Source organism: Nostoc sp. (genome assembly GCF_054880495.1).
In genome coordinates this window covers 1-26,745 of the sequence record NZ_JBTYKD010000281.1, presented here as the reverse complement: position 1 = coordinate 26,745, position 26,745 = coordinate 1, and the positions used below count along the sequence as shown (strand labels likewise).

General features: G+C 42.0%; 28 protein-coding genes, 1 tRNA gene and 1 pseudogene. 20 read left to right on the top strand and 10 right to left on the bottom strand.

From position 1 onward, the window contains the following. The first annotated feature begins 38 nt into the window (after positions 1-38). From ACYTXL_RS24800 to ACYTXL_RS24790, 3 genes are all read left to right on the top strand, one after another. The gene (locus ACYTXL_RS24800; RefSeq protein ID WP_461927036.1) at positions 39-716 is read left to right on the top strand and encodes a hypothetical protein; all 678 of its coding nucleotides are present in this window, start codon (positions 39-41) and stop codon (positions 714-716) included. A gap of 364 nt (positions 717-1,080) precedes the next feature. Beyond that, positions 1,081-2,019, top strand: coding sequence for an extracellular solute-binding protein (locus tag ACYTXL_RS24795; protein ID WP_461927035.1), 939 nt, complete (start codon positions 1,081-1,083; stop codon positions 2,017-2,019). Between the two features lie 485 nt (positions 2,020-2,504). Continuing rightward, positions 2,505-2,657, top strand: a complete 153-nt coding sequence (locus tag ACYTXL_RS24790) for a hypothetical protein (protein WP_461927034.1) — start codon at positions 2,505-2,507, stop codon at positions 2,655-2,657. A gap of 36 nt (positions 2,658-2,693) precedes the next feature. Here the strand turns inward: ACYTXL_RS24790 and ACYTXL_RS24785 are convergent, their stop codons facing one another. Next, positions 2,694-3,350 carry a DUF3386 domain-containing protein gene (locus ACYTXL_RS24785; protein ID WP_461927033.1) on the bottom strand — a complete coding sequence of 219 codons (657 nt, stop codon included), beginning with the start codon at positions 3,348-3,350 and terminating at the stop codon, positions 2,694-2,696. 101 nt (positions 3,351-3,451) lie between these two features. On the opposite strand from ACYTXL_RS24785, the gene ACYTXL_RS24780 reads away from it, so the two are divergent. Together ACYTXL_RS24780 and ACYTXL_RS24775 are read left to right on the top strand one after the other, a co-directional pair. Continuing rightward, positions 3,452-4,123 carry a LuxR C-terminal-related transcriptional regulator gene (locus tag ACYTXL_RS24780; protein ID WP_461927032.1) on the top strand — a complete coding sequence of 224 codons (672 nt, stop codon included), beginning with the start codon at positions 3,452-3,454 and terminating at the stop codon, positions 4,121-4,123. 845 nt (positions 4,124-4,968) lie between these two features. Then, the gene (locus ACYTXL_RS24775; protein ID WP_461927031.1) at positions 4,969-5,550 is read left to right on the top strand and encodes a retropepsin-like aspartic protease family protein; all 582 of its coding nucleotides are present in this window, start codon (positions 4,969-4,971) and stop codon (positions 5,548-5,550) included. Positions 5,551-5,844: 294 nt separating this feature from the next. On the opposite strand, the gene ACYTXL_RS24770 is transcribed toward ACYTXL_RS24775, so the two are convergent. Continuing rightward, positions 5,845-6,075: a hypothetical protein gene (locus ACYTXL_RS24770; RefSeq protein ID WP_461927030.1), complete on the bottom strand. Its 231-nt coding sequence runs from the start codon at positions 6,073-6,075 to the stop codon at positions 5,845-5,847. A 13-nt stretch (positions 6,076-6,088) separates the two neighbouring features. Between ACYTXL_RS24770 and ACYTXL_RS24765 the strand changes: the two genes are divergently transcribed. The 5 genes from ACYTXL_RS24765 to gatC all read left to right on the top strand — a co-directional run bounded on the left by ACYTXL_RS24765 (position 6,089) and on the right by gatC (position 9,466). Continuing rightward, positions 6,089-7,267, top strand: a complete 1,179-nt coding sequence (locus ACYTXL_RS24765) for an RNA-guided endonuclease InsQ/TnpB family protein (RefSeq protein ID WP_461927029.1) — start codon at positions 6,089-6,091, stop codon at positions 7,265-7,267. A 115-nt stretch (positions 7,268-7,382) separates the two neighbouring features. Continuing rightward, positions 7,383-7,610: a DUF167 domain-containing protein gene (locus ACYTXL_RS24760; protein WP_461927028.1), complete on the top strand. Its 228-nt coding sequence runs from the start codon at positions 7,383-7,385 to the stop codon at positions 7,608-7,610. Positions 7,611-7,719: 109 nt separating this feature from the next. Further along, positions 7,720-8,421 carry an SOS response-associated peptidase gene (locus ACYTXL_RS24755; RefSeq protein ID WP_461927042.1) on the top strand — a complete coding sequence of 234 codons (702 nt, stop codon included), beginning with the start codon at positions 7,720-7,722 and terminating at the stop codon, positions 8,419-8,421. Positions 8,422-8,544: 123 nt separating this feature from the next. Further along, positions 8,545-9,066, top strand: coding sequence for a photosystem I assembly protein Ycf3 (locus tag ACYTXL_RS24750; protein WP_292791866.1), 522 nt, complete (start codon positions 8,545-8,547; stop codon positions 9,064-9,066). Positions 9,067-9,175: 109 nt separating this feature from the next. Continuing rightward, positions 9,176-9,466 (top strand): Asp-tRNA(Asn)/Glu-tRNA(Gln) amidotransferase subunit GatC, encoded by a 291-nt coding sequence (gene gatC / locus ACYTXL_RS24745; RefSeq protein WP_292791863.1) that lies wholly within the window; start codon positions 9,176-9,178, stop codon positions 9,464-9,466. Between the two features lie 265 nt (positions 9,467-9,731). Here the strand turns inward: gatC and ACYTXL_RS24740 are convergent, their stop codons facing one another. Then, on the bottom strand, positions 9,732-9,908 hold the full coding sequence (locus ACYTXL_RS24740) for a hypothetical protein (RefSeq protein ID WP_461927027.1): 177 nt from the start codon (positions 9,906-9,908) through the stop codon (positions 9,732-9,734). A 414-nt stretch (positions 9,909-10,322) separates the two neighbouring features. On the opposite strand from ACYTXL_RS24740, the gene ACYTXL_RS24735 reads away from it, so the two are divergent. Then, positions 10,323-10,835, top strand: coding sequence for a hypothetical protein (locus ACYTXL_RS24735; RefSeq protein WP_334902199.1), 513 nt, complete (start codon positions 10,323-10,325; stop codon positions 10,833-10,835). Positions 10,836-11,047: 212 nt separating this feature from the next. Here ACYTXL_RS24735 and ACYTXL_RS24730 read toward each other — a convergent pair whose 3' ends face one another. Together ACYTXL_RS24730 and ACYTXL_RS24725 are read right to left on the bottom strand one after the other, a co-directional pair. Continuing rightward, positions 11,048-11,629, bottom strand: a complete 582-nt coding sequence (locus ACYTXL_RS24730) for a thioredoxin family protein (protein WP_461927026.1) — start codon at positions 11,627-11,629, stop codon at positions 11,048-11,050. A gap of 333 nt (positions 11,630-11,962) precedes the next feature. Then, positions 11,963-12,178, bottom strand: coding sequence for a chlorophyll a/b-binding protein (locus ACYTXL_RS24725; RefSeq protein WP_292837293.1), 216 nt, complete (start codon positions 12,176-12,178; stop codon positions 11,963-11,965). A gap of 195 nt (positions 12,179-12,373) precedes the next feature. On the opposite strand from ACYTXL_RS24725, the gene thyX reads away from it, so the two are divergent. Beyond that, positions 12,374-13,096: an FAD-dependent thymidylate synthase gene (thyX, locus tag ACYTXL_RS24720; RefSeq protein ID WP_461927025.1), complete on the top strand. Its 723-nt coding sequence runs from the start codon at positions 12,374-12,376 to the stop codon at positions 13,094-13,096. Positions 13,097-13,119: 23 nt separating this feature from the next. Here thyX and dcd read toward each other — a convergent pair whose 3' ends face one another. Both dcd and ACYTXL_RS24710 read right to left on the bottom strand, forming a co-directional pair. After that, positions 13,120-13,689 carry a dCTP deaminase gene (dcd, locus tag ACYTXL_RS24715; RefSeq protein ID WP_292791860.1) on the bottom strand — a complete coding sequence of 190 codons (570 nt, stop codon included), beginning with the start codon at positions 13,687-13,689 and terminating at the stop codon, positions 13,120-13,122. Positions 13,690-13,775: 86 nt separating this feature from the next. Further along, positions 13,776-14,312, bottom strand: a complete 537-nt coding sequence (locus tag ACYTXL_RS24710) for a P-loop NTPase family protein (protein WP_461927024.1) — start codon at positions 14,310-14,312, stop codon at positions 13,776-13,778. Positions 14,313-14,644: 332 nt separating this feature from the next. Between ACYTXL_RS24710 and ACYTXL_RS24705 the strand changes: the two genes are divergently transcribed. The 5 genes from ACYTXL_RS24705 to ACYTXL_RS24685 all read left to right on the top strand — a co-directional run bounded on the left by ACYTXL_RS24705 (position 14,645) and on the right by ACYTXL_RS24685 (position 19,534). Then, the gene (locus tag ACYTXL_RS24705; RefSeq protein ID WP_461927023.1) at positions 14,645-15,268 is read left to right on the top strand and encodes an adenylate kinase family protein; all 624 of its coding nucleotides are present in this window, start codon (positions 14,645-14,647) and stop codon (positions 15,266-15,268) included. A gap of 273 nt (positions 15,269-15,541) precedes the next feature. Further along, a complete protein-coding gene (gene rph, locus ACYTXL_RS24700; protein ID WP_461927022.1) occupies positions 15,542-16,285 on the top strand; it encodes a ribonuclease PH in 744 nt (247 codons plus the stop codon). Between the two features lie 256 nt (positions 16,286-16,541). After that, entirely contained in the window at positions 16,542-17,285 is a 744-nt protein-coding gene (gene pgl / locus ACYTXL_RS24695; RefSeq protein ID WP_461927021.1) for a 6-phosphogluconolactonase, read from the top strand. A gap of 297 nt (positions 17,286-17,582) precedes the next feature. Then, entirely contained in the window at positions 17,583-18,452 is an 870-nt protein-coding gene (locus ACYTXL_RS24690; protein ID WP_461927020.1) for an FHA domain-containing protein, read from the top strand. A gap of 338 nt (positions 18,453-18,790) precedes the next feature. After that, the gene (locus tag ACYTXL_RS24685) at positions 18,791-19,534 is read left to right on the top strand and encodes a M50 family metallopeptidase (RefSeq protein ID WP_461927019.1); all 744 of its coding nucleotides are present in this window, start codon (positions 18,791-18,793) and stop codon (positions 19,532-19,534) included. 24 nt (positions 19,535-19,558) lie between these two features. Here the strand turns inward: ACYTXL_RS24685 and ACYTXL_RS24680 are convergent, their stop codons facing one another. Continuing rightward, positions 19,559-20,563 carry a 2-hydroxyacid dehydrogenase gene (locus tag ACYTXL_RS24680; RefSeq protein ID WP_461927018.1) on the bottom strand — a complete coding sequence of 335 codons (1,005 nt, stop codon included), beginning with the start codon at positions 20,561-20,563 and terminating at the stop codon, positions 19,559-19,561. Between the two features lie 367 nt (positions 20,564-20,930). Next, on the bottom strand, positions 20,931-21,791 hold the full coding sequence (locus ACYTXL_RS24675) for a class I SAM-dependent methyltransferase (RefSeq protein ID WP_461927017.1): 861 nt from the start codon (positions 21,789-21,791) through the stop codon (positions 20,931-20,933). 295 nt (positions 21,792-22,086) lie between these two features. Here ACYTXL_RS24675 and ACYTXL_RS24670 point away from each other — a divergent pair. Continuing rightward, positions 22,087-22,171 (top strand) — tRNA-Ser (locus ACYTXL_RS24670). A gap of 41 nt (positions 22,172-22,212) precedes the next feature. Here ACYTXL_RS24670 and ACYTXL_RS24665 read toward each other — a convergent pair. Then, the gene (locus ACYTXL_RS24665) at positions 22,213-23,832 is read right to left on the bottom strand and encodes a serine/threonine-protein kinase (protein ID WP_461927016.1); all 1,620 of its coding nucleotides are present in this window, start codon (positions 23,830-23,832) and stop codon (positions 22,213-22,215) included. A gap of 507 nt (positions 23,833-24,339) precedes the next feature. On the opposite strand from ACYTXL_RS24665, the pseudogene ACYTXL_RS24660 reads away from it, so the two are divergent. Both ACYTXL_RS24660 and ACYTXL_RS24655 read left to right on the top strand, forming a co-directional pair. Next, a pseudogene (locus ACYTXL_RS24660) lies at positions 24,340-25,008 on the top strand (Rpn family recombination-promoting nuclease/putative transposase); the annotation flags it as partial. Between the two features lie 271 nt (positions 25,009-25,279). Further along, positions 25,280-26,641, top strand: coding sequence for a lipid-A-disaccharide synthase-related protein (locus ACYTXL_RS24655; RefSeq protein ID WP_461927015.1), 1,362 nt, complete (start codon positions 25,280-25,282; stop codon positions 26,639-26,641). Positions 26,642-26,745 lie beyond the last annotated feature (104 nt).

Below are 26,745 nucleotides of genomic sequence, written 5' to 3'. Positions count from 1 at the left end.
ATTTTTTCAATATTCAATAGTAAACGGAGAAATGTTTTATGCGTTTTACCCGCACGATGCCGATTGCGTCTTTAATACTATCACTACTGGTTTTATGGCAGCCTACTTTAGCTGACTCAAGGGATGTTCTTCCCTCGCTTCAAAAAGAGAAAATACCATCTCTTTCGGATAAAAATAAGTGTCTTGGAGGTTTTTCGCCAAGTTTTCGCTTGGGTGGAGAACTCAATAATCCAACCACATATAACTTGCAAAACCTGAAAAACTTGCGAGATGCTTTAAAAAAACAAAATCCAGCATTAGTTACTGAAATCACTGTGAGCTTTCAAACCGGCTCAGGGCCACGAACCGAAACATACTATGGAGTCCCCCTATGGGAATTGATTAATAATTCAAAAGCTGGAGGTGGGCTAAAACCTGGTAATTCTGGTTTGAATTCTAAAAACTCTTTTCTGAGGCAATATGTGCTAGCTGAAGCCACAGATTGCTATGGTGCAGTCGTAGCTATTGGTGAAATTCAACCTAACTTTGAAGGGAAAACAGTGCTAGTTGCATACGCAAAAAAAGCTAGTGATGGTACAGTTGTGCCTTTAATAGATGAAGGATTTGCTCGTTTAGTAGTTCCAGGTGACAAAGCTGGAGGTCGTTACGTTAGTAATGTGAGAAATATCCTCATATTATCCGCTCCTGCTTCTCCTTTGAAACCAAAATATTTCTGATGTAGAGGCTAAGGTTGTCAGTCTCAAGACTATCAGCAAGAACTTCTGGAGACATTTGTAAATCTGTTGAGTGTAACTGGCGAAAAGTTTGTTTATACCCACCATGTCTTCAATAATTAATAAAGCCCAATACGGTTCGGATAAGCAGGAGAGGAAAAAGAGTTATTGATCAATAATTCTTTCTCCCCCTGCTCAAGAACTGCTCCTCCTGCTTGCCTCAACTGATAACTTTATTAACCGAACCGTATTGTAACAAAGCCAAGATTTGTCTATATAAAGAAAGTAATTGACATTTTTCCAACTTAGTTGGTATGTTTAACCTTGAGGAGAAAATACCCAAAAACTTGGAGATTTGAGCGAACAGATGAAAAAATATTTTTTGACAGGTTCTTTGGCAGCTTGTGCCTTTAGTGTTCTGATACCAAATCAAGCTTTTGCCGCTAATCTCAACTTATATGGAGCAGGTAGTTTAAGAAATGCACTAACGGAAGTAAGCCAAGACTTCACCCAACAAACAGGAATAGCAACAAATACAGTATTTGGGCCATCAGGGATTAGAGAGCAAGCAATAGAAACAGAACTCCAACTTGGACAGCCGACTGCTGATGTCTTTGCTAGTGCAGATATTGGAAATCCACAAAAACTTTACATTAAGGGGTTGAGCAGTCAGCCAGTGGAATTTACTCAAAACCAGGTTGTAGCGGTGTTTTCCTCAAAGTATTCCCAGGCAAAAATTACACCAAGTCAGGTGTTAGATTACTTACTAAATCCCAACGTCAAGTTAGGAACTTCAACACCTATATCAGATCCTCTTGGAGACTACACTGAACAGATATTTACTCAAGCTAATTCAAAAACCCCTGGTAGTTTTGATACCCTCAATAATAAAGCTTTGCGATTAACAGGTGGAGCGAATTCCCCAATAGTCCCATCAGGACAGGACAACTTAGTGTATTTTCTAGATAACACTAAGCAAGCAGATGTTTTCTTGACTTACTATACTGGCGCGATCGCATCACAAAAAATTGATCCGAGCCTGCAAGTAGTTGGGCTACCAGATTATTTGTCTGTTGCAGCGCCATTTGATTTAACAGTTATCAAAAATGCTGACCCGAATGCACAGAAACTAGCAGATTATATTTTGTCAGAGAAAGGACAGGAAATTTTGCATAAGTATGGATTTACTAGCCCCACCAAATCAGTACCCGAACCCAACTATGTTTGCGGACTATTACTAACTGCGGCTATGGGTTTAGCACTTAAGAAAAAATTGGCAGAGCCAAAGCAAAAGATACAAGTTTAAAATCTTAGATAAACTGAATCAAAATTGTAGGGATAGAGAAATGATTGTCGCTGCCAACAATCATTTGTAATCTCATTTTAGAGTTTATTTATAGTGGTAACAGACACCGCAGTTTTCAAACCTAAAATATCAGTTTTTTTTACCAGTAACTCTACAGGCGTTAGTTTACTATCTGCTAAATATAGGACTAGTATTTGATTTTTGAAATGCACGTAGTGGACTGTCTAGGCTAAAATAGTGCATTAGTCGTAGGTTGGGTGGAGCGGAGCGCAACCCAACTGATTATCAGGATGTTGGGTTACGCAAAGCCTCCACCCAACCTACAATTTTTTTGCAACATTCTAGCCAAGAGGGGCTATTACAAGACTACCGAGATTTTTTCAGAAATCAAATATTATTCGTATAGTAGGAGTTTACTTTTTATATGTTGATTATATCTGAAGCGATCGCCCTTATTAGTCACGTTTGCACTCAGTTACAGTAGTGTGATTTCTGATTCTCGCCTTTTGAAGCTGATTATTCTACCTCAGAACTGGAAACGCCGAGCTTTTTTATCGGAAGTTCGTGTTCGGAACTCGGAAGTTCGTGTTCAAAACTCCAAACGCCAAAAAATAAAAGCGATCGCTTCCTTCAACTAAAGAGCGATCGCTTTTATTTATAATCCAGAATACAGCTTAAGCAGCAACAGGTTCCAACAATTTGATGTCAGAGAAAACAAATTCCTGAATAGATACTTGTCCTGCTGTCTCGGTGCGAATCTCCCGACGATTTAGGATGAAATAGTCACCAACTTTTTCATACTCATCGATAAATTCGCTTCTACCGCCCTTTTGTTCCCCAGTTTTGGGGTCATGGTACACAGAGTCATAGGTATGGGACAAGTAACCTTCCCCAGTGTCGTGACTGCTAAAGGTGTCAATTGTCACAAAAGTACCGTGGATTAGACGGTGAACATGGCAGACTTCATTATTGCGGACTTTGTATTTATCGCCCTCAGCCTTACCACCCATTAAAAGCTCAACCGCACCAGTTTCGTCAGTTTTACCATAGCTAAACGTATTGGCGCTGTGGGTGTCTTCAAAGCTGCGGCGGATACGATGAATTGCTATCTCCCATGCTTGACCATGAATTGCTTGCTTGGCTGACTCGTCATCTACATCCAAAACTTCCGCTTTGAGATTGGCATTGATGATAACTTTGCCTGTAAACACTTGAGCATCATGCTTAAAGGTAATATTTGCGGTATAACCGGGGAAATTCTTCTCCCAAGTATAGCGGTTCTCATAAGCAGCCCGGAAAAGTTCCTGAGCAGAAAGTTGTGTAACTGTCATGTGCTTCTCCTAGTCGCTACTGTAAATTAGCGTTTTAGTTTCCTTGGTATTAGCATAGAAGTAATTGTTGAGGCTAGGATAGTCCCCAACTGGGTACACTTATGGCTAATTCTCTCCACGCCGTATTTGATGCGATCGCTAATGTCCAAAATGAGCAAGAATTAAGACTAGCTCTCGCGGATAAAATTGGTGAGCATTTTGGCGTTCAAAATTGGGGTATTTATTTCTTAGATGAGCAGCCAAGCACTGAGATTGATCTTCAGAGTATTCCGGCAGTATGCTTAGAAAGCAATCCCGTCGGGCGTTACGTGGTTGAGCGTCATGCTCCCGCCCATGAGCAGTTATTATTATCACCAGGAGACTGGAAGCATTTTTGCTCACGTTCAGATCACGAACACGTAATGACTGGGCCAATTGTTTGTAATGGTCGTCTTGTGGGAACGTTTAACTTAGCCCGTGACAAGGGAAATCCGGCTTTTAATGGCAACGATTTAGCTGACTTGAGCGCCTTATGTATTCATTTGTCAGCAAAGATGGCGACTCTACGGACAAAACCAAAAAGATCCAATTCCCTTTTAGTATGCCCTTTAACAGCGCGTGAGTTAGAAATTGCCGACTTGGTAGCGCAGGGCTTAACGAACGCAGAAATTGGAGAAAAACTTTGGATTACGCAAAATTCCGTCAAACAAGCTTTGAAGAGGATGTTTCGGAAGTTGAAGGTTTCGGCGCGTGCAGAAATGGTGGCAAAGCTGCAAGATATACTAGTTTCTTGAAGGAGGCAGAATTCAGAATACAAAATACTCTACCCATATAGGACTTACGCAAAACTACACGCACTCTGGGGCAATTCATGTAGACGGAGGCTGACCGCAGGGTATTGCCTCTACCTATAGATTTTAAAAAATTTGGACCACATCTGTAAATTTCCTTTTGTTTAAGCGACAAACAGCCACCACCTAAAGAGTAATATTTTGTATTATATATAGTATTAAAAATGAACAGGCTGAAGATACAGAAAAATATCGCTAATCTCAACTTTATGACAGGTAAACGCTGAGACAGAATGCGGCACACTATTTAAAATAGCAGGAGTGGATAATTTTGCAGCAGCTATTTGCGTAGCAGCTTACTCTGCATACTGATGGTGAAAATGTCATATTTTAACAAAGAGATATTGCTGTTAAAAATGCGATCGCAACTGTTGTATATGCAGCAGCAACCCTTAAATAAGCTCACAAATTTCTCTTATCTAACTTCTTAGTATGCCAGATTTAATCTGCTCTAAGTAGTTTTATCATGTCTTTACCTAATCTTTAATTTATTAATTAGTAATTATAGATAAGATGTATTGAATAAGATACGATTTTATCTTATGAAGACACCTAAATAACAAATCACTAACTAACTTTAAAAAATAAAAATTGTGTGAATAGCTTAGATGTAATAGATAAATAAAAATTATAAGCTGAAGAATACAAGGTATTCTAATATTTTATTACAGGTTAATAAATATGGCATTTATATTTTAACAGTCAGGGCTTTCAACACCAATTTTTGCAGCTATTATAAAGAATTTAGTTATTAAAAAATATCATTAAAATTAGAGAGCAATATTAACATGAATAATGCTTGGAAGCGTTGGATTATGACCGTTAACCGAGTTGCAATGTCTACGACGGGCGTGGCTGCGGTACTAATCCCGACGCTAGTATTTTTAGCATTCTCTCATCGGGCAACAGCTGACGATCCAGGAGTATGTTACATGGTAACTTCTTCTGGTCAAACCGTTGGATTGGCAAGGCTTTGTGGTAATATAGCCGCACCTTCTGACAATAGAGTTTTTCGAGTCCCAGTCAAACGCCGCTTTGGTGGAACTCCTGTGATTGATGTCACCTTCAACGACAAAAAAACCTTTGAAATGATTGTAGATACAGGTGCTAGTGGAACCATTATCACTCAAAGTATGGCGAATACGCTTAAACTCCAGACTACAGGTACAATGCAAGCCCAAATTGCCGATGGTAGCCAAGTAGAATTCCCAACCAGTAAGGTAAAATCTATTGCAGTAGGTGGAGTTATAGCCAATAATCTTCAGGTAGCGATCGCACCAAAAGCAAGCATCGGCTTACTGGGCCATGATTTCTTTGGCAACTATGATATTAAGATTCTAGAGAAAGAGGTCGAATTTCATCCCCGCTAATCTTTGCACTTAAAAACGTAGTATCCTACATTTTGGTATCTAAAAATAAGTCCAAAATTATGAGGATAAACCCCAGAAAATTACTACTTAGGAACGTGGATTAAATAAAATGCAAAACTTCACTCTGTCTCTAGCTTCCCTCTCCTTTATAAGGAGAGGGATTGAGGGTGAGGTAAGCCAGGGACATAAATTATATGTTATTTAATTCTTATTCCTTAGCGGAGTAATTGTCAACTTCGGACTTTGATCATTTTTAGAGCAGAACTAAATTGACAAATCCTTGTTTAGAGTTATTCAAAGCTGATCATCAAGATCAACTTCACTCAGCCATGCTTCAATAACTGTTCTTAATTTCGACTGCCAATCTGGTATATCCATTACTCGTTGACGGATACCAAGATGCACCTTTATTGTCAATGGCTTCCGATCTAAAGCTTCACTCCCCTTAGCTATAAAACCAAGTTTATGATTCTTCTTGAATGGCATTGATTTAATTCCAAGATATTGGTAAACTAATATAAACATACAACTTATAGCAATGTTTGCACTTCAAAGAGAGTTAAAACTAAATAATGTAGAAACCTCCTTGATGCGTGGCAATGCTGGTTTCAAACGCTGGGTTTACAACTTCGGGTTAGAACTACTAACTGCATCTTGGAGTTTTGAGGATATAAAAGCTTCTGACTCTAAGCGCCTTGATGCTATCAAAAAAGTATTTACTCAAGTGACAATGCAAAGACCTGAATATGCGTGGATGAAACTATATCCGTCCACAGTGTATCAGTCAGCTTTCATCGACTTGAAGGATGCTTTTTCAAGATGGCGCAAAGGTTTAGTAGAGTTCCCTAAGAAGAAATCAAAGAAGAAAGGTGATTCATTCCGACTGTACAAAACTGCTGGTATTTATCCGGTAAAAGGTGAACCAGCACAAGCATTTACTAATCGAGTTGTAATTAATGCTGGCAAACGTATTAAGCTGCCTGGATTAAAGGAACTTAGGTTAAAAGAGGGGGTTGATTTTATTTGTAGTTCTCAGACATTTACTGTGTCCAGAACTGCTGACAAATGGTTTGTGTCCTTCATGTTGGATGCCCAAAAGATCCCCCCAGTAATTCACCCAATTATTTCGATTGGTGTTGACTTGGGTGTGAAAGTCTTGGCGACTTGTTCTGACGGTACTTTTTACGATATGCCTGTTACCACTAAAAAGGCGAAAATCAAGCTGGGTCGGTTGCAGTGGCACAATCGTAACAAAGTACTTGGGAATAAAAAACTGAAAATTAGGGCATCAAATAACGCAAGAATTTACTACACGCAATTAGCAAAACAACACGCTCATATCGCCAGCATAAGACTTGATACAACCCAGAAAATGACTACTGATATAAGCCGTAAAGCTTATGTGATTAGGATTGAGGATCTGAACATCCAAGGCATGATTAGTAACCACAAATTAGCGAGTGCTGTGAGTAATAACTGTTTTTACGAGATTCGCAGACAGTTCACATACAAACAATCTCATTATAGTACTAAGGTTGAGTTGGTTGATAGATGGTTTCCTTCCTCGAAAATGTGTTCTAAGTGCGGACATATTCAGCCGATGACATTGAGTGAGCGTGTCTACAATTGTGGCAGATGCGAACACATTCAAGACCGCGACGAAAATGCGTCAGTAAACTTAATGAACGCACCCATAGATAAAGTACGGTTGGCTTAACCGAAACTTAACGCCTCTGGACAAGAAGATGCCGACATCCTTGGACGAAGGGGGAAGAAATCTCTAAACAGGTCTAGACAGGTTTAGGTAAGTATTTTAAAGCAGTGAATAGGTGATGCAAAAAAAAGTCAAGGTTAAACCCAATTCAAAACAGCAAAAGATTGAAGAACAACCCGATGGCAGTCTAACTGTGTATTTAAAATCACCCCCAGTTGATGGTAAGGCGAATGAAGAGTTAATTAAACTACTAGCAGAGAAATTTGATGTAACCAAATCTCAGATCAGAATTAAATTAGGTTTATCCTCCCGGCAAAAGCTGATCGAAATTGATACAGATAACTAGTTGTTGTTCATGACTATACTGTGTCCTACAGAAAATCATCGGACAAAAAAAAGTATTATTTATTTCTAGATTGAGATGTTTAATAGAGTCAGTGGTTGAGAATAAAAGGATGTGTGGAAGATTTACTCTAAACCAGTCGGCAGCAAATTTAGCTGAAGTTTTTCATATTGATCAAGTTTCGGATTTAGCAGCCGAATATAACATTGCACCTACGCAAATGGTGGCTACAGTGTTACAAAATGCCGAAAGCCAAAAGCCTGAATTTAAGCAGTTGTATTGGGGCTTAATTCCGTCATGGGCGAAAGATGCAGGAATGGGGGCAAAGCTGATTAATGCTAGGGCAGAAACTGTTGCCGAAAAACCCGCTTTTCGTTCGGCTTTTAAGCACAGACGCTGTTTAGTACTAGCTGATGGCTTTTATGAGTGGCAACGGCAACAAGGCAAAAAGCAGCCGTTTTATTTTCGCCTTCAAGATGGGCAACCCTTCGGCTTTGCAGGTTTGTGGGAGAAATGGCGATCGCCTGCTAACGAAGAAATAATCTCTTGTACAATTTTGACAACGGCAGCTAACGAATTACTCCAACCTATCCACGAGCGGATGCCAGTGATTCTAGAGCCACAAGATTACGATTTATGGCTAGATTCCCAAATGCAAACGCCCCAAATCCTCCAGCAGCTATTGCGTCCCTATCCCGCCTTAGCAATGACTGCATATCCAGTTAGCACGTTGGTAAACAACTCTCGGCATAATAATCCGCAATGCATCATACCCCTCAGTGAGAATAATGCACCCGCAAATCAGTTAAATTAGCTATTGAGTGTGCTAGGGGATTGGGAAGCAGAGGGAGATGGGTGTAACCAATGTCCAATGCCCAATACCCAATGTCCAATGTCCAATGCCCAATGCCCCAATACGCAATACCCAGAGACAAATATGCCAAGAACACAAAAAAACGATAATTTTATTGACAAATCCTTTACAGTGATGGCAGATATCATCTTGAAGATCCTGCCAACCAACAAAAAAGCTAAAGAAGCGTTTGTTTATTATCGAGATGGTATGTCAGCCCAAGCAGAAGGGGAATATGCTGAAGCATTGGAATACTATGAAGAAGCTCTAACACTAGAGGAAGATACCAACGATCGCGGCTATATTCATTACAATATGGGGCTAATCTATGCCAGCAATGGCGACCACAAAAAGGCTTTAGAACTATATCATCAGGCAATTGAGTTAAACCCACGTATGCCGCAAGCCTTGAATAACATCGCCGTGATTTATCACTACCAAGGCGAAAAGGAGAAAGAAGCTGGAGATAACGAGGCTGGCGAAGCACTGTTTGACCAAGCAGCAGACTATTGGATTCGAGCTATTCGCATGGCTCCCAATAACTACATCGAAGCCCAAAACTGGCTGAAAACCACCGGGCGATCGCAAATTGACGTATTCTTCTAAAAGTGATGAGTTAGGAATTATGAATCATTCACTCCTAACTCCTGTACAGACGCGATTAATCGCGTCTCTAACTCCTGTACAGACGCGATTAATCGCGTCTCTAAAAAATATGATTGACCAAGAACAAGTTCACAAAGTAGCTAATCTTGCTCGTTTAGAACTGACTCCAGAAGAAGAGGAGCAATTCACTACCCAGTTGGGAAATATTCTGGATTATATTGAACAGTTGAATGAACTTGATGTTAGTAATGTACCCCCAACAACACGGGCAATTGATGTCAGCAATATCACACGAAAAGATGAATTGCAACCCTATCCAGACCGGGAAAGTATTCTCAACAGTGCGCCTGAACAGGAAGGCGAATTTTTCAAAGTCCCAAAAATCCTCAATGCTGAATAGTCGAAAGCTATTGAGTAACGACAAATATTTACACCGAGCTATTTGTATATAATAATTGTTGCGTTAAAGTGTTCGACTTAACGCACTTTACTAAATTTAATATTTTTTAATTACAAATATAACTAACACATAACTAAGTGGGCATGAATAATTAAAGGTTTGTAGTAAAGCCAATTTAATTAATGTTATATTGCGTAACATAGTTTGATTTATTTTTGCCCACTTACTTAGCAGTGCTGCGGGGTTTTTTTCCAAAGAGAAGTTACTAAATTTCAGTTTCACCTTCGGCTAGAGCGCCCAACATTAGAGCATGGTGAAGAAAGTCAAAGTCCCCAGCCACCCGGATGCGACCCGATAAAAATAACCCAAAAGAGGGTCGCTGAATAATTAACTTGTGAAAAAGGTCTTCGTGAGTTTCTACGGTTATAACAGAAGCCGACATTAGGATACACTGGCTTTTGAATAGACCGGAAGTCACCAGCAACAAACAAAATCGCTGCTGGTGACTTCCTGCCTAGTATCCTATCGCTTTTTGCTGTATGAAACTTACTCTAATCTACGGCAAGTCTCCCTCAAGAAGGTTTCTTAGCATCTAAAAAGACTCCGACTGTTTTGAGGCTATAGCCTTAGAATATTTACAAGCTTTACTTACGAATTACCTCTCTCTAAAGAAAGTAGCGTCTTTGCTGTCTAAGCTGACATTCTACCTGTTTCTATTGGTATCTCTGTAGCTTAACAAATCAACGGATTCATTAATATTAAGCCTGTTTTACTATTTAGTTTCTTACCCTGACCTATTAGACAGCTAGAGTGTTCATTTCACTTTGTTCAATAGCTATTAGCCCTTATCGCTCCCATGCTGACCCATCACCGCAAGCCCGTGTGCTTATCACTTATTTCCACTGACCTACCAATCTGGTCTGTTGTTGAAACTGCCGGGACACTGTATCAAAAAGACACTGATCGGTTCCATTTGCTGTTAACTGCACCACCCTTAATTAGCTGCGAAGTAGAAAGTGTCCTAAGTCCAGAAGACACACTTCCCCAAAGTAAGAGCAAAGCTTACGCTCCTAACAGTCCCAGGATTTTGTGGCTGGAGATTTCCCCTTACCGGGTAATTATGACTATGCAAGGTAACGCTCAAGTGAGTTACCGTCACTTTTGGGAACAGGGCGTTTATGGGATTAGTCGATATTGGTTGCCAACTGAGTCGTTGCAACCTAACAATCCTATTCGTTTACGAAATTTTACTAGTAGCCTAAGTCTCAACGGACATCCCTTGCCAGAACATTTGCGACTGGAATATGAATTGTGGGCAGAAAAAGTCCAACTAGGATGCTACATACTGAATTTGGAAATTAAACACTGATAATTGTGGGGAGTGGGGAATGGGCTTGCCGTGAGCGTAGCCGAATGGGAGTAGGGAGTGGGGAGATGAGGGAGCAGGGGAAGCAGGAAAAGCAGGGGGAGAAAGAATAACTAATGTAATGTCCAATGTCCAATACTTCTCTACGAGAGGCTGCGCCAACGACTTCGCTCAGTACAAGTACCCCATGTGCAATGCCCAATGCCCAATCTCTTTCAACCAAAATAACTGGGTTGGTTTCCAGGTTTCCATTTAATATTGCAACCAACACTCGGCTTTTGCTCGTTTGTAACAGGTTTACCCGCCAGCACTGCTTCAATGGCTGCGCGTAAATCTGCGCCCGTTACGGGTTTACCATTACTGGGGCGGCTATCATCTAATTGTCCCCGATAAACAAGTTGGCGTTGGTCATCAAATACAAAAAAATCTGGTGTGCAAGCTGCTGTGTAAGCTTTTGCTGTTTCCTGACTCTCGTCGTAACATAAAGTAAAATTAAACCCTAGCTCTGTGGCAAATGCTTGTAACGACTCTGGCGCATCATCTGGGTAATTTTTTGCATCGTTAGCACTAATGGCAATGATCGCTAAATCACTTGTAAAATAATCTTTTCCTAACTGCACTAATTCTTGTTGGACGTGCTTTACAAATGGGCAATGCCGACAAATAAACATTACCAACAACGCTTTTTTCTCTGCAAAGGTAGAAAGTGAAGTTGGCTTTCCAGATACCACTTCCGGTAGATGAAAATCTGGTGCTTTTGTGAGTAGCGGCAACATAGTTGAAGCAGTTAAAGCCATAGTTCATCCTATATTTTTACGAGTCGTGATGCGTAAAGCCCCTGTCATTTATGCAGGGGATATAAGCGAGTAACCGAATTTATTCGGTCATGGTATGATTCAACCAGTGGGCAGGGCATTGTCCATTGGGCTAGATGATATAAGACCGGTTATACCTGCAATCATTGTTTGACCCCAGAATCCCTCGTTTTCTAAACAGGGAAGTGTGTCAAGCTGATAACGGCTTTTGGTATCAGTATATTTTTACTCTACCACTAAGTTTTGCATAAATTAAGAGACGGTAAATTTACCGTCTCTTACGTTTGTTAAGAGTTATGTTACAAAAATTAGTTTTTATAGACTTGCCAAAATACCAATGATACCGTGTCCTGTGAATACTTCTAATGCGATCAGAGAGACAAAACCAATCATTGCTAAACGACCGTTGAGCATTTCTGCGTAAGGAGTGAAGCCTGTGCGATCGCCTTGCTCATCTATATAAACTTTTGGCTCGATCGCAAAGTTGTTCAGTTTGCCTTGGTCATCAATTATAGCAGTGTTTGTACGCATGGTTTTTTCCTGTCTTCTCTATTGTGTAAACAAGTGTAACAAATATATTAATATTTGTAAAGTATCTTAATCTGCTCAAGTAGAAGTCCAAGCCAGAGATATGATGATGAATCAAGTTCAAAGCCATGTTTAACAAACAGGCTCCGCTCCTTCTGCATAAGCAATCTGAGTCACCAATCCATTCCCCAAAAACTAATGCATCGATTTCGAGTAGAGGTTATTGCTAAAACACCAAACCCGCAGCAGGTGATTTATGCCGCAATGCACCAGGACTATACTGATGGGTTCGTGTTTGATGAGCGTGACTCCTGGCCCTTGGAGTCACAAAGCGGCGAAGTTATTGTTAAGCGACTTTTAGCGGGTGAGAGGGGACATTATGGGCCTCTAGAGCATCCCCAGATTGTTTTCAACTGTGGCTACTTTCCCCACAGTGTCATGCAACAGGCTCGTACTCATCGTGTAGGGGTATCATTTGATGTCCAGTCTTTTAGGTACACTGGCAACCAATTTATTGATGTATTAGAAGGTAAGAAAGACATAGAAGATGTTTTTTACCTACGTCCAGTTGGTTATTACACTGATAGACAGGGCAAAAAATACCATTATTCATCAGAGCAACGAACAGCAGATTTGCAGTGGTGTCTAGAAGCAGCTAAACGATATAAAGCTGATTTTGAAGCTGGAATGTCTGAAGAACATAGCCGTGGTAAAGTGCCTTTTGATTATCGCCAGCATTTTGTAGTTAGTTTCAATATAAGGTCTTTCTTACATTTTTGTGACCTGAGAAATAAGAAAGATGCTCAACTTGAAATTCAAAAGTTATGTGAAATGATGTGGCCTCATTTTGAAGATTGGGCACCTGCGATCGCAGAATGGTATGAAAAGCAGCGTCTAGGTAGAGCAAGGTTAGCACCTTAAATATTGGCTTATGAGCCATCAGTCTAAATACGAGCCAACGTTACAATCTCTAGCTGATCCTGATATTTACCTTGACGTGCTTCGTAACTAATAGCGCATGGTTCGCCTTCTAAAAAGAGTAATTGCACCACGCCTTCATTAGCGTAGATCCGACAGTCTGCGCTGGAAGAATTGGAAAATTCTAAAGTTAGATGACCCCGCCATGCAGCTTCAGCAGGGGTTAGATTTGCAATGATTCCACAACGTGCATAAGTACTTTTACCGATGCAAATTACTGTAATATTCTCAGGAACCTCCAGTTTTTCTAGAGCAACCCCAAGTCCATAGGAGTGAGCAGGTAAAATAAAGTAACTGCCATTGGCATCTGTGTGCAGTGCTGTTGGCTCGAGATTTTGGGGATTAAAGTTTTTGGGATCAACTACAGTTCCAGGAATGTGGCGAAAAATGCGGAACTCAGCCGAAGAAAGGCGTATATCGTAACCATAAGAAGACAGACCGTAGCTGATTACAGGTTGAACCGCTACAGACTCATCTTTTTGCACTTTTCGGATTAAACTTGACTCAAAGGGCGAAATCAAACCCTGTTGAGCCATTTCACTAATCCAGATATCGTTTTTAATCACAACTTCACAGCTAATTCAAATGGAATTACTAGGATATCCTGAATTGAGTATTTTGTTTAAGGTCGATGACTCCGGCGGATTTCTGTAATTTGATCTGCCACATCTAAAAGAGATTTGGGCATCTCTGGCCCTGTGAGAATGATATCGACGTGGGGAGGGCGTTTTGCCAGAAACGCTAAAACTTCCGTTTCAGGAATTAAACCAAAGTTAATCGCTAAACTTAACTCATCTAAGACAACTAGAGAATACTTACTCTCACACACTACTTGTTGTGTATATTGCCACAGTTTTTGTAAAGCTTGATTCTCCATATCTTCTAACTGGGGTGTATCGATACAACGAGGCAAATCACAGCGAATCCAATCTAAATTTTGTCCTAATTGTATAGGTCTTTCCTGTCCTTGACGAATACCTCCTTTGAGGAACTGCACTATTAATACTGGCGTTCCTTGTCCAGCTATTCTCAGTGATTGAGCTATAACGCTCGTAAAAAAGTTGCGATGGGAGCTAGTGAAAACTTGCACTAGTCCCCCAACTGGATATGGTAAGGTAAGGGTTGAATTGATACTTGGGGTTTCTAGCTGGCTAACCATAGGGTAAAGTTCAAAAAGTTACAATAAATTAAAGGTTTCTGCTGGCGGTACTTATTACAAACTTGCCTGTATAATCAATCTGTTTTTCACAGGTTTGGTAGATTTTGCAAATTGCATTCTTAGTCAAACACTACGTTTGTGCTAAAGTCAAGAGTTATTTTCGTCTTTTCTCTGAAAGGAGTTGTAAAAATGAAAACATAAGAGTTAGAGTTCCAATTATTCAAAAAAGCTGGGTATAACGGCTGAAAATCGCTAAATGTGAGATTTCCCGGTTGTTTGGGTAAAACAGACTTAGCAAGTAGTGAATTTGACAGGATGAGGAGTTAATTGTTGTGAGATTGGTGATTCTGGGAGGTTCAGGATCGGGGAAAAGCACTCAAGCACAAAAGCTTTGCAGATACTTTGATATTCCTTTAATTTCTACAGGTGAGATTTTACGGTCAGCAATATCTGGCGATCAGCCCCTGCCGGAATTTCGATGGTCAGAAGCCGATCCCCGGACTTCTCTTCCGGTTTACCCTAGCCTGAGTGAACTAGGCTACCACGCACGGACTTACATCCAAAAAGGGGAGTTAGTTCCAGACGAAATGATCATTGAATTGATCCGAATTCGCCTCAGACAACCAGATATTAACTGCGATTGGGTGTTAGAAGGCTATCCCCGTACTGCCTTTGAGTCTGAAGAATTAGATTTTTTCTTGGATGATTTCGGGCAAAAGCTAGATTGGGCGATTTATCTCCAAGTCCCAGAAGCTGTTATGGTTAACCGATCCTTGGGGCGATCGCTACCAGATGACCAACCCGAAATCGTCCAACGCCGTGTAGAATTATTCTACGATCGCACCATTCCAATACTTGAATATTACGACCGTCGTCGCTGCCTATTAACAATCAACGGCGATCAGTCACCAGAGATGGTGCAGCAAAATATTTTAACTCTGCTTTCAGTTCCTTAAAAAAGAAGCAGGGAGATAAATCAATTCAAAATTCAAAATTCAAGAATTTCTGCCTCCTCTTTCACAATGCCCAATACTTCTCTACGAGAGGCTGCGCCAACGACGTCGCTCAGTACCCTTCTCTACGAGACGCTACGCGTAGCTTGCTTCTCCGGAGGAGTACGGCAAGCTCAGGGCAGGCAAAGTTAGTACAAGTGCCCAATGCCCCTAAAATGATAATTTACAACACTAAGGTAATCTTAAGGCAGTATTCTAAAACTTGAGGCAACTCCAATGACTTGGCAGCGTCCTGACGGCCGTCTTCCTGACAAACTACGTCCGATCAGCTTTTACCCTAATTTCACCAGCTTTGCCCCCGGTTCTGTTCTCGCAAGATGCGGTGATACTCAAGTACTTTGTAGTGTTAGCGTTAATAAAGGAGTTCCGAAATTTCTTGAAGGAACTGGTAAAGGCTGGTTAACTGCTGAGTACCGAATGTTACCATCTGCTACCCAAAAACGCCAAGAAAGGGAATTGTTAAAATTATCTGGACGGACGCAAGAAATCCAACGTCTAATTGGACGCAGCTTACGTGCAGCAGTGAATTTTGAGGCACTGGGAGAACGCACGCTGACTGTGGATGCCGATGTATTGCAAGCAGACGCTGGAACTCGGACAACAGCCATTACAGGCTCATTTGTGGCGTTAGCTCATGCGATTTCTAAATTGTTGCACGAGGGCGTGTTGGAGCGATCGCCTCTGTGTGGACAGGTAGCAGCAGTTTCCGTAGGATTACTGGAGGGAGAGCCATTTTTGGATCTTAATTATATCGAAGATTTGGCTGCAACAGTAGACTTTAATGTGGTAATGAATCAACACCTGGGAATCATTGAAGTCCAAGGAACAGCCGAAGAAGACAGCTTTAGCCGCACTCAGTTGGATCAGCTGCTAGATGTCGCCCAAAAAGGAATTCAGGAATTGTTAATTGCCCAACGTCAAGCGATCGCTGACTGGGAAGCACTGTTTGTGATTAATTAGTTTTATTAATTTTTAATAAGAATTAATAAATGTATTCTGTGTGGCGTTAATCAACAAAGTATCAAGTAACTGGGTGTAAATAAAAATAATTATGAGAGTAGTTAGTACGACTGACTACTTACCCTTGAAGGTGATAATGTCCGTCTACGTTTTTCCAGCCTAGCTAATCCACGATGTTAAATGTTTCAAAAGTTAAAAAGGGGGATTGCAATAAGTTCGGTATTGTATTGCTTGAAGCCAGCAATATGATGAAGCCATGAACAAAACCGTTGAAGTTTTACCGGATCAGCCAGCACTGGTTGCACGAGCGCTAGAATTAATTCTGTCCAAGTTAGAAACTGCCATAGAGCAGCGTGGGCGGTTTACGATCGCCTTATCTGGCGGCAGTACACCTAAACCGTTATACGAAGCGATGCCAACGGCGGGCTATGCCGGAGCTAATCAAAAACTGCCTTGGGATAAAATTCATATATTCTGGGGGGATGAGCGTTACGTACCAGCAGATCATCCCGATAGTAATGAACTGATGGCGCGGCGTGCATGGCTAGATCGTGTTGACATCCCAGCAGCTAACATTCATCCCGTACCAACTTTAGAAGCTAATCCAGAACTGGCTGCTGCCAAGTACGAACAACAACTCAAAGAATTTTTCAATTCTTCTGGGGTCGAGTTTCCCTCGTTGGATGTAGTATTACTAGGAATGGGTGATGATGCACATACCGCATCTTTATTTCCCCACACAGAGGCTCTGAAAGTAAGCGATCGCCTGGTTACTGTGGGTAACAAAGACGCAAACCCCCGGATAACTTTCACATACCCCTTCATCAACTCTGCTCGCAGCGTGATTTTTGTGGTTGCTGGTGCTAATAAACGCCCAGCTTTGGCGCAAGTCTTTGCACCTGTAGCCGATGACTTCACTTACCCATCTCGCTTAATTCAGCCCCAAGGAGAACTTTGGTGGTTACTGGATGCAGCAGCAGGTTTGGAACTTCAACATTGAACTTGAGCATTGGGCAATTCAATTTTAGATTTTGGATTGACGATAGCGGAGCGTTAGCGAGTCCGCGATAGCGCAGCGGTAGCGAGTATTCGAGCGTCGCGTCTTTTGGATTAAATTTCAATTCTTTAATCCAAAATCTAAAATCCAAAATCTAAAATTCTTACTCCCCTGCTCCCCTCTCCCGTGTCCAATTCATCGTTCCATCACCAGTAATTGCTAGAATTTAAAGCTAAGGCTGCCCTCTGCTTGCCAGTCCTACCTATATTTATGATGATCTTGAACAAAGGCTAAATATCGATGATCGTCTGCCCTAATTGCAATCATCCCAACCCTGATGGCGCTGTCCAGTGTGAAGCTTGCTATACACCCTTACCCGCAACTACTAACTGTCCCAGTTGTGGGGCAACTGTGCAAGCAGATGCTGCATTCTGCGGTCAGTGTGGCTATAACCTACACTCCGCAGGAGTTCCACACATTCCTACTGCGGTAGCTGCAACAGTTACTCCTGATATTCCTGTAGAAGTACCGCCGTTAGTTTCACCCGATCCATTGTTAGAACTTTTACAACCAGATGCCTTGGGAATAAGCGAATCTACTAACTCACATCCTCCCAGATCATCTTTACCACCAACAGAGATGGCAGTTGTCCCAGCAGCTCCACCACAGGTATCTGTTATAGAAAGCAGCGCCCCAGAACCAGTGCCAACCGTCCCCGCTCAACCGGTAGTCTTTGAAAAAAGTATTCCTACTCCACCACCTTTGGAATCAGCGCCAGCCTCTGAAGCCGAAGAAAAAGAGCCAGCACCAGCATCAACTGCTGCCAGAACGCAATTACAGCAGGTTACAGCGCGGTTAATCCATGTTCAAAGCGATCAGTTAATTGAATTGCCGCAAAATGTCTCTGTGATTCATATCGGCAAGCCTAATGATCGGATTCCCCCAGATATAGATGTTTCAGGATTTCCCAATTCAGAAATTGTTTCGCGGATTCATGCAGATATTCGTGTCGAGGGAGATGCTTACTATGTAGAGGATGTGGGAAGTTCTAATGGCACTTACATTAATAATTCGCCGCTATTACCAGGGAATCGTCACCGCTTGCGTCCAGGCGATCGCATTAGCTTGGGTAAAGGAGATTTGATGACATTCCTGTTTCAACTTGCTTAACTGATTCTCGATCAATTGTGACATCAGTTTAAGCATTTTCTGCTCATCCTCCAGCATCCATTTTGGAGGATCAACAAATCAACCGCATCAGACAAGCGACGGATAACTATGTTCTTGTTGATAACCCCATAGTTTACAGCCGTCGCTTTGAGGTGTGAATTGTTGCATTGTTCAGCAACTCCACTACCTTAATAATTACATTAGGATATATGAAAATACACTGCCAACTTTAGATTTTTAATGTTCGATTGAAGGGATAATCTAAAATCTAAAATTGAATGTACCCCGATTAATTTGTGGGGATAATCTAAAATCTAAAATTCAAAATAGAGTAACCGATGAGGGAACCAAGCAAAAATTTTCAACCCTTGCTTACCAGAGAAGCCCCGCTAGTTGTTGAACGTATGGGGCTAACCTGGCTAATTGCAGCCGCGATCGCAACTGCTTTACTGTGGCAACTACCAGGAGGAGATTATATCTTATACCCATTTACGATCCTGGCAACCTGGTTTCATGAAATGGGTCACGGCTTAATGGCACTCCTATTAGGGGGACAGTTTCAGAAATTAGAGATTTTTAGCAATGGTTCCGGTGTCGCAACTTATGGCATCCAGTCGTCATTGGGGCCAATTGTGCCGGCAATCATCGCCGCAGCAGGGCCAATGGGGCCACCTCTTGCTGGTGCAGCTTTAATTCTGGCTTCCCGGAATTTTAGAGCAGCAACCCTCTGTTTAAAAATATTAGGGAGTTTTTTGCTATTTTCGACATTAATTTGGGTACGTTCCTGGTTTGGATTGCTGGCAATTCCCTTGCTAGGTTTAATCATCTTGGCTATCGCCCTGAAAGCGCCTCGTTGGGCACAAGGGTTTGTGATTCAATTTTTGGGTGTACAAGCTTGTGTAAGTACGTACCATCAACTTGATTATCTATTTAGTCAGTCTGCTGGACCCCTTGGACTTTCTGATACAGCGCAAATGCAACGGTATTTGCTTTTACCTTACTGGTTTTGGGGCGGGTTAATGGCGATCGCATCTCTGGTGATTTTAGTCCAAAGTCTCCGCATTGCCTATCGTTCAAAATGAATATGCGCGATCGCCAACCATTACCTAAACTGGCAGTTGAGCGCGAATTTCATTTGGACAGGAACGACCCTTTTCAATATCAGCAATATTAGCAAAAGTTGTTTCTGCAATATTGTGCAGAGCTTCTGCTGTAAAAAAGGCTTGATGTCCAGTAATGAGTACATTGGGGAACGTTGTCAGATGCTGGAAAATATCATCCTGAATAATTTCGCCAGACAAATCCTCAAAGAACAATTCCGATTCTTGTTCGTAGACATCCACACCAAGATAGCCAATTTTACCAGATTTCAATCCCTCAATCACTGCTTGAGTATCAATCAGCGCTCCCCGACTAGTGTTAATTAGCATCACGCCTGCCTTGATCTGTTTTATAGTCTCAGTGTTGATCAAGTGATGCGTTTCGGTAGTCAGGGGGCAATGTAGGGAGATAATATCAGAGTTGGCAAATAGCTCAGGTAGTTCTACATACTTTCCACCTAGCGCCTCCAATTCGGGATTAGGATAAACATCATAGGCGAATAGGTGACAGCCAAACCCTTTCATAATCTGTCCTAAAATCAGACCGATTTTGCCGGTGCCGATAATCCCGACTGTGCGTTCATGCAAATTAAATCCCAACAGTCCATCTAGGGAAAAATTGCCTTCTCGGACACGGTTATAAGCACGATGAATTTTGCGATTCAAGCTTAAAATCAATCCCACGGCATGTTCTGCTACCCCATAGGGTGAATAGGCAGGAACACGCACAACCGTAATTCCTAAGTCCGCTGCGGCTTGTAAGTCTACATTGTTAAACCCTGCACAGCGAAGGACAACCAGCCGAGTTCCCCGTGAGGCCAGAAGCTCTAAAGTTGGGGCATCAACCTGATCATGTACAAATACGCAAACCGCCGGAAATCCGGCGGCGAGGATAGCTGTATCCCGATTTAAACGGGGTTCAAAAAACACTAACTCGTGTTGGGTGGGAGAATTTGTAGCTGACAAAAACTGCCGATCATAGGCTTTTGTACTGAAGACTGCTACTTTCATGCGAAACCTCAAACTGTATGCTGCACAATGTTCGACTACATAATATCTCAGCAGTTAGAGAAGCGATGTCTACAGCGATCTGTTCAGTGATGCACCTTTGAACATTGTCAGTCTTAGAGGACGTTGCAGAAGTGATCAAATCGCTGCTGCAAAACCTGTTAAGCGATATTACTACAGCCATTGTTGCTTCCTTCTGTCGCGTTGTGCATCTCGAATGATACTGATTCCACCCCAAAGCTATCCATCTATGGAGTGTTTCTCAATATCTTAATTATGAATTATGTTAGCGTAGCGGTAGCGAGTCACCGTACTCCTGCGGAGGACAAGCTACGCGCAGGGTCTGGTAGAGAGCGTGATGATGAATTATTCAGTCATGAATTGATAACTGCCAGAGTTGGATTTGATAACAGAGATGGCGATCAAAAATGCTGCGTGCTGCTAAACCCTCGACAATCGGCTTTTCCAACCAGCGTTTGAAGGCTAAACGACCGAGTGCGTGTATTGGTGGGACTGCGATCGCTACAACATCAGCGATATATTTGATCGTAGTTAGTCCAAAAGTACGAAAGTTGTCTAGACACAAGTCAATCGTTGGCGCAATTTGGCTGGAGATGTCCTCACTCTTAATTAACTTAAATCCAGCCTGCTCCAAGGCTTCCTGAAGCTCGCTAGCGACATGACAATTAGAAAAAATGCCCTCTCGATATCCAGCATCAGAGCGCATCATATCCGCAAGCAATAGGTAGCCACCACTATTTAATACACGAGCTGCACCCTGAGCCAAATCGTTAGCAGCAATATATTGGCTGCTTTCACTGAACAGAACTAGATCATAGGAGTGTGAGGTGTGAAAATCTTCAAATCTGGTTAAGTAGAAAGGTACTTGACGGTTGGTATTCTTGATAAACTTCTCTTGTTGGATTGCATCGGGTGCTAATCCCTCAACGCCAAAACCGCGATCGCACAAATATGCGGCGTTACCACCAATACCACAGCCGACATCAAGCACAGTTTTTGTACCCTCTGGAATGAAACTGAAAAGCTTGACTGCATAGGCAACTTGCGCCGCACGCATGCCAGTTATGGTCAATTCTTCACCGGGAGTCGGCACTGGCTCCCAATACCCATAATGAAGATAGGGGGAATTTGTCATTCCCATGTAATAATCTATCGCCGCATTTTGGTAGCGAGTTGGTTTGGGAATGTTGATTGATTTTGATTTAAGCATTGATCAATAAAGTAAGTTTTAGGGTATTATACTTGGTTGAAATTATTCCCAACCTTTGCAAACTTGTTCGTAAGAATCGGGCGGAGTAATTTTTAGTTGTGTCACAAACTAGGTAATTACAGTAACCACGATGATGTGAAATATCTTGGGTTAGGCGTTGGCATTCCCGAAGTATTCCGTTACGCAGATAAAGGGATAATGTTATAGTAATATAGGGAATACGCTAAAATTTCCCTTACTTAGTTCACGGCATTTGAATATACAAAAGATACTCAAATGGGTGAATGATATAGCTGGAGAGGTGTCCGAGTGGTTGATGGTGACGCACTCGAAATGCGTTTTGGGGAAACTCAACGGGGGTTCGAATCCCCCCCTCTCCGTTCAAAAATATTTCCGAATGTCAACCAAAATCTTAAATTGACTAGTTATTGTCATCTGGGAAATTTTCCTTGGATTGCTGATCATTTTGCGGTTGGCTATTAGGCAGTGAATTTTGCTTTTCCAGTGTTGGTAATACTACAGGAGAAGGATCTGACCGTTTAGATTCCCTTGGTGGTACTGCTGGTATGACCACAGAATTTGACGGCTTTACAGGTTGGGGGGAGGTATCTTGACTAGAAGCGGGTAAGTTATTTTGGGGCAATGGTGCGGGGGACGCTTTACGAGATGACCGGATTGCCCGTAGTTTTTCCACTAGCGAGGGTGTGGGGGAAACGCTAGATGAAGGTGTGGATTGTTTGGAATCGCCGCGTTGCAATTCTCCTCTAGGGCTGCGGGTGGAAGATTCTTCTGGGGAAGAACGACGATTGCGCCTGCGTTGCTTGGAATTATAGACAGGTGCTGATTCGCTTCGTGAGGTGGTGTTAGTCTCTTCACCCGGAGGTGAAGATGTCTTATCGAAGCTAGGCACTTTCGCGGGTGATTCTTGAGTCGGCTGTTCAAAAAGCGGCTTTGCATTTGGCTGCGGCTGAGATTTGGGTAACATACTCGTGATCCCAAAACCTGCTGTAGCTGCAACTAGGGCTACACCTATACCAATAAATACCTTAGATGACCCCAGCTTTTTAGCCAGTACAGTTTCCTTGGCGATGCGTGCGGGGCGCTGCACCAACGCAGCTGGTCTATGAATAGGATTTTGGGCAGTTTTCCCAATTAAAGTTACTGCTTGCTGGGCAGATACATTGACAGTTGGCACTGCATAAGTGGCTAAAGCTTGCGGTGTCACATTCCCCGTATTTCCAGGTAGTAGTTGTAACCACTCAGCAACTGTGGCTGGGCGAAAACGAGATTCCACTGCCATTCCGCGCATTACAGCTTGGTTGACAGCAGCGCTCAAATGTGGTTGCAGTTCGCGGGGGGAAGACATTTGCTCGCGATCGCGCAATAATGCTGGTATAGGAACTTGGGCAGTCAAGAGTGAATATAAGGTTGCTGCTAAACCATAAACATCAGTGGCGGGTGTGCGCGGCGCTTGCGTCAGATACTGCTCAATTGGAGAATAGCCCTCCGAAACCAGACCTGTGTGAGTCTGCCTGACACCGCCATTAAATTCCCTGGCAATGCCAAAATCAATCAATACTACTTCCTGCGTTCCTTGGCGTTGGATAATATTATCTGGTTTGACATCCCGGTGCAGCAAACCATTATTATGTACTACCTCCAAGGCTGCCCCAATTTGCCGGATGTAATGAATTGCTGTGGCTTCTGGCATTGGTATCCCTGGTAATACAAATGCGTCTCCCAAGGTTTCGCCACGAATGTATTCCATCACCATGTAAGGCAGTCCAGCTTCCACAAAAAAGTCACTAACTCGGACTATATTTGGGTGGATACACGTAGCTAATCTTCTGGCTTCATCTTGGAATTGACGCTCGAATTTCGCAAAATCAGGATGTTGTCGCAGCCGTTCATTGATGGTTTTCATCACCACCTCCTGACCCAAGTAGTGATGGGTAGCTTTAAATGTAATGCCAAAGCCACCCCGCCCTATTTCTTGGATTAGGGTATATTTTCCATCTTGCAAAATTGTGCCTGCTAACATAGAGAGTCCTGAGTCTTGAATGAGCAGATAACTAGCGAGTTTTGAGTCTTTAAGAGATTTCCAAAAATTTTCCCATATTTTTATCGGGCAGAGTTCATACCTGTTTATCCTACGGGATAATTTGGTTGTTAGACCTCTCCAAGTGAGAAAGACCTACGCATGGCATGATCACAAAAGTTTTATCTTTTTCATAGGATAACGCGGGAGTCAAGAAATACTGAAGTAGGAAAGAGGCTCAAGCTGTCTTTACATCCGTGATTTCATGGAGGAAGCATGACTAAACACGCTACTTGCTACAACGCCAAAGAGTAATTCTGTGACTCTACTTTAAAATACCAATTCAGTCATCTTTAAAATCAACGACTAATTGCATCATATAATAACCTAAAAATTAATGATTAACTAATATTTTAATTTAGAAAACCTCCTGTGAAGATTTGATATATATGTGGGATTATTTTCAGGATAAAATCAAGAGTTAATAACCAGTCTATTTCGGATATTTTAGTGAAACGCGAGACCATTTATTACCAACTCTTTAAGCGATTTCCTTGGTTGAGTTTTGAACTAGTTGATTACCGGACTGAACAGGCATAGAACTATCGATTTGAGTCTGTTGAGGTGAAAGAAACCGCCTTTCGGATTAATGGAGGGAGTCTTTTTACCTCCAGAGGGTGCAACACCTAAAATTATCTTTTTTGCAAAAGTTCAATTTCAGAAAGCGGAAAGTGCGGTCTTCTTCCAAGGGGACACGCTAAAAGCGATGGGGTCTCCCCAAGTAGAGTAACTTTCCAAGACAGATGAAGCTCTTTATCATCGCTTCTTTACTGAGTCGATGATGTATTTGAACCGGAATCAGTCTCAATACGATGACTGATATTGTGTGGTAATCTTCCCGAATCGCAGTTTAGAACCAAGTGATATAAGAACTCATCGAGTAGCGACCAAGTGCAGGGAGTTTATTTGGATGAGTTAGGCACTCCCAATATTCTGCCAATAGGCATCAATTTAATGCAGTTGACAATCGCCTCAGAGAAAGCGATCGCACAGCAAGCTCATCTATTAATTGAGCGGATACAATTATAGTCAACGGAGGCACTGCCAAAAAATGAAATAATAGATATCATTACCACAATTGCTGTTTACAAGTTTTCATCTTTGAGTAGAGGGGAAGTTTAAGCTATGCTAGGACTGACTTTAGATTGTTTGTATCCGTGCGGAAAAAGATTTTGTTTAAAGTTTTATTATACCAATTTTGGATTTTAGATTAAAAGTCTTGAACAAAAGGCTGTTCGGTGGAATTTTAAACAATACTACCTATCCGAAATTAGTGTTAGTTGTAGGGAAGTAAATAAATAGGGATAATACTAACTTCCAGCTTCTTCGCTGATTTCCCTATTTATACCTTTTACCCAAACAGACAGTTAATTTTGATATTTTGTTTCTTATGAGTAATGTATCTCGGTTATCCCTAGCTTCTAAATCGCAAGCTGCAACTTCTCGTTTGCGGTTACTTGTATTAAGTAATGGTCATGGGGAAGATGTAATTGCAGTTCGGATTTTGGAAGAACTCCAACGACAATCAAACCCACCAGAGATATTTGCTTTACCTCTAGTGGGTGAAGGACGTGCTTATCAACAGTTAGATATCCCCCTGATCGGTTCAGTCCGCACTATGCCTTCTGGCGGCTTTATTTATATGGATGGACGCCAATTAGTGGGGGATGTACGCGGTGGCTTATTGCAACTTACCCTCAGCCAGATTAAAGCTGTCCGTCGTTGGGTGAGTTCCCAAAAAAAATTAGGTAATAAAAGAGCGATTTTAGCAGTGGGAGATATTCTCCCCCTGTTGTTTGCAACTTTTAGTGGCGCTAATTATGCTTTTGTGGGTACGGCAAAATCAGAATATTATGTGCAGGATGAAGCTGGATTATTACCCCGAAAATCTCAAGGTGCGCGTTGGGAAAACTTTTCCGGTTCAGTTTACCATCCTTGGGAACGTTGGTTAATGAGTCGTCGCCGTTGTAAGGCGGTGTTTCCGAGAGATGCACTGACGACGGAAACATTAAAACAATGGCCAATTCGAGCTTTTAATTTGGGTAATCCCATGATGGATGGTCTAGAACCGACCTTTTCACGCCAACAATTTTATAGTCAGGATAGTCAGCAGCAAGAAACAGTTCGACCTTTAATGGTGACTCTTCTTCCTGGTTCCCGTCCACCAGAGGCATACACCAACTGGGAAACAATTATGATTGCCGTATCTGCTTTGATGGCAAGTTTCCAGCAGCGAGATTCGGTGTTTTACACTTCTGGCACAGTAGTATTTTTAGGTGCGATCGCTCCGACTTTAGACTCTAATATTTTATCCCAAAGTGTGCAATCCCAAGGCTGGCGCATTGAATCAGCATCTCCTATCCAAATTTCTGATCCAAATATCTTGACATTTAAACAAAGGAATGCGTATCTACTGCTGACACAACAAGCCTATAATAATTGCTTGCATTTGGGAGATTTTGCGATCGCAATGGCAGGTACAGCCACAGAACAGTTTATCGGTTTAGGGAAACCTGCGATCGCGATTCCCGGCAATGGTCCTCAATATAACCCTACCTTTGCTGAAGCTCAAAGTCGTCATTTAGGCTCATCTTTGATTTTAGTCAAACAGCCAGCAGAAGTTGCCAATATCGTCCAATCGCTCTTCAAAGATCCTGATATTTTGCAAATTATTGCCGAAAATGGTCTGCGACGCATGGGTAAATCGGGAGCTGCACTACGGATTGCAGAATGTTTACAGGAACGATTTTGAACCGGCATTGGGCATTGGGCACTTGTACTGACTTGTACTGAGCGGCGTCGTTGGCGCAGCCTAAGAAGAGAAGTAGCGTTCGCGTAGCGTCTCGTAGAGAAGTC